This window comes from Nostoc sp. (assembly GCF_036917195.1).
Classification (GTDB): Bacteria; Cyanobacteriota; Cyanobacteriia; order Cyanobacteriales; family Nostocaceae; genus Nostoc.
The window spans coordinates 1-3,991 of record NZ_JBALDG010000021.1 but is presented as its reverse complement, the minus strand read 5'-3'; the positions used below and the strand labels follow the sequence as shown (position 1 = coordinate 3,991).

Below are 3,991 nucleotides of genomic sequence, written 5' to 3'. Positions count from 1 at the left end.
TCTTCTTTCAACACCCGATTGATGTCTAGCATTTTTCTGTCTCATTCCAGTTGCTAATCGTTACTCTACCTTATTAAGCGACAAGTCTAATATTTATAGTCTATGTCCTAATAGATTAGACGGTTGCTATAGCAGCAAAACATGGTTATGGTGCAAGGTTTGCTCTGATCTCTTGGCTGATTTATTAGCTTTACTTATGTTTTCACTTGAAAGTAAAACATGAGATCATGGTATCTAAAAGCACTAGTTTTTCGCAAAAATCCACTGGAGCAGGTATTCTTGACAGAGCGATCGCAGAAGTTTTCGGTCTACTGACATTCTGTACTCCAGATCACAAAAACTCTTGAATGGTAGAACCAACAAAATCTATCTACTGCTCATGATAGTTGCGGCTCAGTCCTCCATCTACATAGAAGGTTGCACCTGTGATGTAATCGGCATCTGCTGAGGCTAAAAAGGCAACTATAGGTGCGATATCTTCTGGCTTGCCTAAACGACCTAAGGGAATGTTCTTCAATAACGCTCCCAATTTGTCGGGGTCATTTAATAGTTTACTATTAATTGGTGTCTCAATTGCTCCTGGAGCCACGTTGTTAATTGTAATTCCCAAAGGACCAAGTTCAACTGCTAGGTTACGCATCATCATCTTTACACCACCCTTGCTAACACAGTAATGAGTGAAGTGGGGAAATGCTATTTCCTCATGGGTAGAACTAATATTGATGATTTTACCAGTTCGCTTAGTTTGGATGAAGTGCTGCACTATCGCTTGAGTGGTGAAAAATGTGCCTTTAAGATTGAGATCAATCACAGCGTCATAGTCGGCTTCGGTTATATTCCAGAAGTCAGCATTTCGACCGTCGATGCCAGCATTGTTCACAAGAATGTCTAACTTGCCAAAGTATTGAATACCCTGGTCTATAAGTTGACGAATATCGCTAATTATACTCAAATCAGCTTTAACAGTTAAGCCTTTACTCCCAGCAGCTTCCACTTTAGACAAAGTTTCTTCAGCGCCTTCGGGATGAGAACGGTAGTCAATCACAACCTCTGCACCTTGTTCAGCAAGATGTACAGCAATAGCTTGACCAATTCCTCCGCTACTACCAGTTACTAAAGCTACCTTACCTTCTAGTTTCTTCATTGACTTTCACCTTCTAGAGTATTTTTATGTTTTCAGGTTTTAATAAATGACTTTCAACTTAAACAATCTTTGTGAGAATTCAGAAGTCATAATACTTCAAGAATCAGGAAAATATTTTATGAATGAATATACTAATTATACTAAACTATTTAAAACTTTTGACTCTTGACTCCTAAATTCTTATTTACTCCTCTTTAATCCCTCTGAGGAGAGAAAACTACTCTACCTTTAGTAAGGCTCAGATGTAGTAAAAATTTTTATGATCGCTTACCGCAGACACTCCGCACCATTGCATCATTTTAACTTACTTTGTTACGAAAAAGGAACCCGATTATTCTCTGCTGAAAGTAATAAAAAAAGGATATGTGCCACATTTTTTGCTAGTCAAGTCTTGCGAGTAACTTTGTTGTTTCTAGATTAAATATACTAATGCTTTGCCAGGTGTGGTACTTTAACATTTTTAAAAATACAACGATAGTTAGGAACATGAAAAAGTTTCCCTGTCAAAAGTTCGCGTTCACCGATAGTTATCAGCGAAAAAACTTTTACGGCAACTATTGCCCCTAGTGGAGATGCAATACAATAAAGCCATTGGTTTTGCCAAGACCATGCTAATAAAGCCGGGCCAATGCTGCGTGCTATATTCAAACTGGTACCATAAATAGGTGCTCCCAACCAAACCATAGTTGCCACTATAAGCCACACCATTACAGGTGTCCAGCGCAATAAGTGATTATGACTCAAGAAGATAAAGATAGAGAGTACTAACATAAATCTCATGAAAACTTCAGCTATAAATACATACCATAACGGATAACCTATTCCAGGCGAAGTGATACAATAATTGACGCGTTTTTGATATCGTCTTCACTAACCTCGATATATGCTGAAAGCACTTTTAAGTCAGAAATTTCTCTAAAGATGTAGTGGGGGATGGTTTAGGTTTTTTTACGTCTTGATGATACTGGTGTATTTCTTGGTATTTTAGTAAGTGTTTCTAGTTTCGCCAAACATTGGAAAGAATTAGAAGACTTTAGGGTAGATAACCCACTGGAGATTCACTATACTACTCTCATGCGGTGATTACGGCTCAAGAGTTGCTGATAGCGATCGCCTCAGCAACCCTTGAGGGTGGAACTAAAATCACAGAAATTATCAGCAAAGAATTCATTTTATAAAAATTTATCCCTTGCAAAACTGGTCAACTTATTAACCACCTTGAGTTTGACTTGAAGGATAACTCGCAATGGTTGAAAAACTTTAGATAAATCAAGAATTATAGTGATTCAATGCCAAATTCTAAGGGGCGATCGCTCACAATTTTAAAAGCTTGCTCCGGAGGAATTTCTGGTCTTCTGAAAAAGAAATATTCTCTGGCATCAGAACCATAGTTAAAACCTACAATTACTACATACTCAATTCTTGGATCGTAGTTGTCGATTAAAGCATAAAATTGGGCATATTGTATTGGTTGACTAGCGGCTGCTGCTGAAAGTTGCATCATCTGCCAAGCTTGAGTGCCTTTAGCAGTATAGTACATTTTGTCTCCTAGCTGCGATGTACCTTCAATCAGGGAAAAATTATTGCCGCCAGTATGGTCTATCTGGAGCACTTTATGCATATAAAGGTAACCCCTGCCTAATGTTTGAAAGAACTTCCATGCTTGGGCGCTAAACAGGACTTCACCCGCTAAAACAATATTTTCGGCGATTTCATGCTGAATTTGCTTTTCAGGCGTCATACTAATTTCTAATTCGTAATTCGTAATGAAGACACACTTTAAAAGCGTTGAGACAGTTGATCTTCAACACTTTATCCTAGTTTTCAAAAAAGACATCCAATCCCAATTTAGTATGAGTAGGATCTTTTTTCTTACTTTAAGTTAACAAAATTTTCAAGACTCGTAACTTTCAAGTTAATCTCAGAGCTTAAAATGTATTGGCGATAGTTGAAGACCATTGCTAGTGCATGAAGGCACTCCTGCTGAAGCAAAGAAATCTTTCTTGTACAGCAAGTTTTTTATACCCTAACACAACGCTTACAAGCGTTAGGGCTTGTCGTTAGACATCGCTTCTCATAGTTCTTGCCCAATAACGATGCCGCCACATTACAAAGGCAGTGATGAACTTAAAAAAGCATAAGCGATGCTCACCTAAGTTTGTATGCACAATTAAACCAAACTACATAAATTTATATAAAGCACCAGAAACGCTTTGAATATAAGCTTTTAAAAAATTTACATTTCTTAATCTAGTTGTATTTTTTAACGCCCACCTACTTCCTGAAGCGATTGCTTCTCCAAAAACTTTGAGTAGAGTAATCACATTGCTTGTAACAGAGTGAGAACCTAACTTTTCCCGTTATCTCCTTGATTGAGCGATGTCTATAACGGGCTACGCCTACGCTTACTATACCCCTAGCCCAAAGCCCTATTCTCTCATGATTGATTGTCACTAATGTTAATTTATTGAGAATAGAGTTCAGTCTGAAACTCTCTGCTCAAGGAAAGATTGAGCCGATCCAAATTACGAATAAATGTACCTTTAAAATTATATAAGGAATATTTATAACAACTAAAAAGCAGGTTATTAATCTTATATTTAAGTTTTCGTATTAATTTATCCCACTGTTATAAAAATACCTATTTTTTTAGAAAAATATATTTAAAAAGCTTGATTTTTTGTTTTTTATTCTTAAGGTTTTTAAGTTTTTAGAATAAATATTATTAGTGGTAAATGAATAAAAACTGTAATATCGCGACTTAAACAAAAATTAAGCCCAAATAAAGCCCAAACTAGCTTTGTAAGCAGCAAACACGTCACGGTTGAGAGTCAACCAATCAAAAAA

General features: G+C 36.7%; 3 protein-coding genes. All 3 read right to left on the bottom strand.

What is annotated here, in order from left to right:
* Positions 1 to 370: 370 nt before the first annotated feature.
* Positions 371 to 1,144 (bottom strand): glucose 1-dehydrogenase, encoded by a 774-nt coding sequence (locus V7K40_RS07440; RefSeq protein ID WP_334958170.1) that lies wholly within the window; start codon positions 1,142 to 1,144, stop codon positions 371 to 373.
* Positions 1,145 to 1,570: 426 nt separating this feature from the next.
* On the bottom strand, positions 1,571 to 1,966 hold the full coding sequence (locus tag V7K40_RS07435; RefSeq protein WP_334958172.1) for an aquaporin: 396 nt from the start codon (positions 1,964 to 1,966) through the stop codon (positions 1,571 to 1,573).
* A gap of 454 nt (positions 1,967 to 2,420) precedes the next feature.
* Positions 2,421 to 2,885: a hypothetical protein gene (locus V7K40_RS07430; RefSeq protein ID WP_334958168.1), complete on the bottom strand. Its 465-nt coding sequence runs from the start codon at positions 2,883 to 2,885 to the stop codon at positions 2,421 to 2,423.
* Positions 2,886 to 3,991: the final 1,106 nt, after the last annotated feature.

What these genes read in the sequence shown, in the direction of transcription:
- V7K40_RS07440 (WP_334958170.1), bottom strand. Translation starts at nt 1,144, where the DNA reads ATGAAGAAACTAGAAGGTAAGGTAGCTTTAGTAACTGGTAGTAGCGGA.
- V7K40_RS07430 (WP_334958168.1), bottom strand. Translation starts at nt 2,885, where the DNA reads ATGACGCCTGAAAAGCAAATTCAGCATGAAATCGCCGAAAATATTGTT.